Origin of the sequence: Promicromonospora sp. NPDC060271, from assembly GCF_042726755.1 — a bacterium.
In the GTDB taxonomy this organism is placed as follows: Bacteria; Actinomycetota; Actinomycetes; order Actinomycetales; family Cellulomonadaceae; genus Promicromonospora.
The window spans coordinates 1-4,072 of sequence record NZ_JBHXBG010000280.1 but is presented as its reverse complement, the minus strand read 5'-3'; the positions used below and the strand labels follow the sequence as shown (position 1 = coordinate 4,072).

Below are 4,072 nucleotides of genomic sequence, written 5' to 3'. Positions count from 1 at the left end.
AGTCTCCCGGCTTCACCCGGAGACTCGGACAGGCGCTCTGCTTCGCGAACCGCTACTTCGGCTTGCGCTGGGCGCTGTTCCAGTCGCGCATCCGCTGCGGGTAGCCGGTGAACCGGACGTTGTACACCGGCACCCCGAGCTGGTTCGCGATCTCGAACGCGGCGCGCTCGTCCGGTACCCGGCGGCGCGTCCACTCCCCCGTGGTCGCCACGAGCAGGATCGTGCTGGGTATCTCGGTCGTCGGCGGCTCCACGTAGGCCTCGACGCCCACTCGCGACGCGATGAACTCACCGAGGTGTGCCAGGGTCTGACGGCGTGCGTCGTTGCCGCTCGGGCGTGATCCGCTACCGGAAGACGATGAGCGTCGCTGGAAGAAACGCGCGAGCGAGCTACGGGACTGGCGGGGCATGAACCGAGACTACTAGCGAGACCCGCGCTGTCCTAGGCATCTCCACGCCATTCCAGGAAACCCACAGGTCCTGTTCACAGGCCCGCGGTCCGGCCCTGCACCTGGCCTCATGCCCCAGATCAGGCCGGACATCCTCTTTTCACAGCCCGGGTTGCCCGTCAATGTCGCCACGGTCACACCCGCCAGGCCGGGTTCACGATTGGGGCCACGCCCGCTGAAGTGTCAAGATGGCATGCGGTGCTCACTATCCACCCGATGTGGGCGCCCACAGCGCCACCAGCGAAGTCAACGAGGAGCCAGCACGTGCCTACGCATGACAATCCGGCCACGTTCGATGTCGTCGTGCTCGGCGGGGGCAGCGGCGGCTACGCCACCGCGCTCCGGGCGGCACAGCTGGGCCTGAGCGTGGCCCTTGTCGAAGAGGGCAAGGTCGGCGGCACCTGCCTGCACGTGGGCTGCGTGCCCACCAAGGCGCTCCTGCACGCCGCCGAGGTGGCCGACGCCGCGGCGCACGGCGCACAGTTCGGCGTCCGCACCACGCTGGACGGCATCGACATGCCGGCCGTGCTCGCCTACAAGGACTCCGTGGTCGCCGGCCTCTACAAGGGCCTGCAGGGGCTCATCGCCTCCAGGAAGATCACCGTCGTCGAGGGACACGGCACGCTCGCCGCCCCCGGCGTCGTCGAGGTCACCGCCGTGGACGGCGCGAAGAGCGGCTACACCGGCACCCACGTGGTGCTCGCCACTGGCTCCTACGCCCGCAGCCTGCCGGGCCTCGAGCTCGGCGGCCGGGTCATCACCTCCGACGACGCGCTGAAGCTGGACACCGTGCCGAAGTCCGTCGTGGTGCTCGGCGGCGGCGTGATCGGCGTCGAGTTCGCCTCCGTCTGGAAGTCCTTCGGCGCCGACGTACAGATCGTCGAGGCGCTGCCGCACCTCGTGCCGAACGAGGACGTCGCGCTCTCCAAGGCGCTGGAGCGGGCGTTCCGCAAGCGCGGCATCAAGTTCTCCCTCGGCGAGCGCTTCGCCCAGGTCAAGCAGTCGGAGGACGGCGTACAGGTCGAGCTCGAGTCGGGCACCACGTTCGACGCCGACCTGCTGCTCGTCGCCGTCGGACGGGGCCCGCGCACCGCCGACCTCGGTTACGAGGCGGCCGGCGTCCGCCTCGACCGTGGCTTCGTCCTGACCGACGAGCTCCTCCGTACGGGCGTCACCACGCCGGCGGGCGGGCAGGTCTGGGCGGTCGGCGACATCGTCCCGGGCCTGCAGCTCGCCCACCGCGGCTTCGCCCAGGGCATCTTCGTGGCCGAGCAGATCGCGGGCCTGGCGCCCGCGACCATCGACGAGGCGGCGATCCCGCGCGTCACCTACTGCGAGCCAGAGGTGGCGTCCGTCGGAGTCACCGAGGCGCGGGCCGCGGAGCTGTACGGGCCGGACCAGGTGGAGACCATCGAGTACAACCTCGCGGGCAACGGCAAGAGCAAGATCCTGGGTACCCAGGGTTTCGCGAAGCTCGTGCGCCGCAAGGACGGACCAGTGGTCGGCATGCACCTGATCGGCTCGCGTGTGGGCGAGCTGATCGGCGAGGGCCAGCTCATCGTCGGCTGGGAGGCGTTCCCCGAGGACGTCGCCTCGCTCGTCCACGCACATCCCACCCAGAACGAGGCACTCGGAGAGGCACACATGGCGCTGGCCGGCAAGCCTCTGCACGCCCACAACTGACCACTTAACGACAAAGGAGACCTCACAGGTCATGTCTGAGAACGTGCAGCTGCCGGCCCTCGGCGAATCCGTCACCGAGGGCACTGTCACCCGCTGGCTCAAGGCTGTCGGCGACGAGGTCGCCGTCGACGAGCCGCTGCTCGAGGTGTCGACCGACAAGGTCGACACCGAGATCCCGTCGCCCGTCGCGGGCGTCCTCGAGCAGATTCTCGTCGAGGAGGACGACACGGTCGAGGTCGGCACCACTCTCGCCGTCATCGGCGACGGCTCCGGTTCCGGCGCCGCACCGGCCGCTCCCGCCGCCGAGCCGGCCGCCGCCGAGGCTTCCGAGCCGGCGCCGCAGGCAGCACCCGCCGAGGCACCCGTTGCCGAGGCAGCGCCCGCCGAGGAGCCCGCCGCCGAGACAGCACCCGCCCAGGAGCCCGCCGCACCCGCTGACGCACCCGCCCCGGCAGCGGCTCCCGCCGGCGAGGGCACCGAGGTCCCGCTGCCCGCACTGGGTGAGTCGGTCACCGAGGGCACCGTGACCCGCTGGCTGAAGGCGGTCGGCGACGACGTAGCGGTGGACGAGCCGCTGCTCGAGGTGTCGACCGACAAGGTCGACACCGAGATCCCGTCGCCCGTGGCCGGCACCCTCCAGAAGATCCTGGTCCAGGAGGACGAGACCGTCGAGGTCGGCGCCGTCCTGGCGCTCGTCGGTTCGGGTGCCGCCGCACCGGCCGCCGAGGCCCCGGCGCCCGTCCCGGACCCGGCCGCCGACTCCCCGGAGCCCGCCAAGGCCGCTGCCCCCGCACCCGAGGCGCCTGCGCCCGCACCGGCTCCGGCCGCCGAGGCACCCGCTGCCCCGGCTCCCGCTCCGGCACCCGCGCCCGCTCCGGCGGCTCCGGCGCCCGCTCCGGCAGCCCCTGCGCCGGCAGCCCCCGCCCCGGCGTCGGGCGGCCGCACCATCGGCTCGTACCTGACGCCGCTCGTGCGCAAGCTCGCCGCGGAGAAGGGCGTCGACGTCAACGAGGTGAAGGGCACCGGCGTCGGTGGCCGCATCCGCAAGGAGGACGTGCTCGCCGCCGCCGAGGCGAAGGCCGCTCCTGCTCCGGCAGCGGCGTCCGCGCCGTCCAAGGCGCCGTCCGCTCCGGCCAAGCTCGAGGTCTCCCCGCTGCGGGGCACCACGGAGAAGATGTCGCGGCTGCGCAAGATCGTCGCCGAGCGGATGCTCGAGGCGGTGCAGTCGCAGGCACAGCTCACCACGGTCATGGAGGTCGACGTCACGCGCGTCGCCCAGCTCCGCGCCAAGGCCAAGGAGTCGTTCGCCGCGCGCGAGGGCGCCAAGCTGACGTTCCTGCCGTTCTTCACGCAGGCCGCCGTCGAGGCACTCAAGGCCTACCCGAAGATCAACGCAACTATCGACACCGAGAAGGGCGAGATCACCTACCACGGCTCGGAGAACGTCGGCATCGCCGTCGACACCGAGCGTGGCCTCGTGGTCCCGGTCATCAAGAACGCCGGTGACCTGAACCTCGCCGGCATCGCGCGGCAGATCCAGGACCTGGGTGCCCGCACCCGGGCGAACAAGGTGACGCCGGACGAGCTGTCGGGCGGCACGTTCAACATCACCAACACGGGTTCGGGCGGGTCGCTCATCGACACGCCGATCGTCCCGCTCGGCCACGCCGCGATCCTGGGCACCGGCACGATCACGAAGCGCCCCGTCGTCGTGACGGACGCCGAGGGCAACGAAAGCATCGCGGTGCGCTCGATGGCGTACATCTTCCTGTCCTACGACCACCGCCTGGTCGACGGCGCGGACGCCGCGCGCTTCCTCACCGCGATCAAGAACCGCATCGAGGAGGGCGCGTTCGAGGCCGAGGTCGGTCTCTGACGCGGAAGCATCCGGCGCGCGGCTAGCGCGTCGAGCAGGTGGCTGTGGCCGGTCCCGGGTTCGGG

The 4,072-nt window shown here is 71.5% G+C and carries 3 protein-coding genes; 2 read left to right on the top strand and 1 reads right to left on the bottom strand.

From position 1 onward, the window contains the following. Positions 1 to 52 precede the first annotated feature (52 nt). Positions 53 to 409: an oxidoreductase gene (locus tag ACFWE2_RS24820; RefSeq protein ID WP_377226877.1), complete on the bottom strand. Its 357-nt coding sequence runs from the start codon at positions 407 to 409 to the stop codon at positions 53 to 55. A gap of 255 nt (positions 410 to 664) precedes the next feature. On the opposite strand from ACFWE2_RS24820, the gene lpdA reads away from it, so the two are divergent. Next, positions 665 to 2,131, top strand: coding sequence for a dihydrolipoyl dehydrogenase (gene lpdA / locus ACFWE2_RS24815; protein WP_377226876.1), 1,467 nt, complete (start codon positions 665 to 667; stop codon positions 2,129 to 2,131). Positions 2,132 to 2,162: 31 nt separating this feature from the next. Beyond that, positions 2,163 to 4,007, top strand: coding sequence for a 2-oxoglutarate dehydrogenase, E2 component, dihydrolipoamide succinyltransferase (gene sucB, locus ACFWE2_RS24810; protein ID WP_377226875.1), 1,845 nt, complete (start codon positions 2,163 to 2,165; stop codon positions 4,005 to 4,007). Positions 4,008 to 4,072 lie beyond the last annotated feature (65 nt).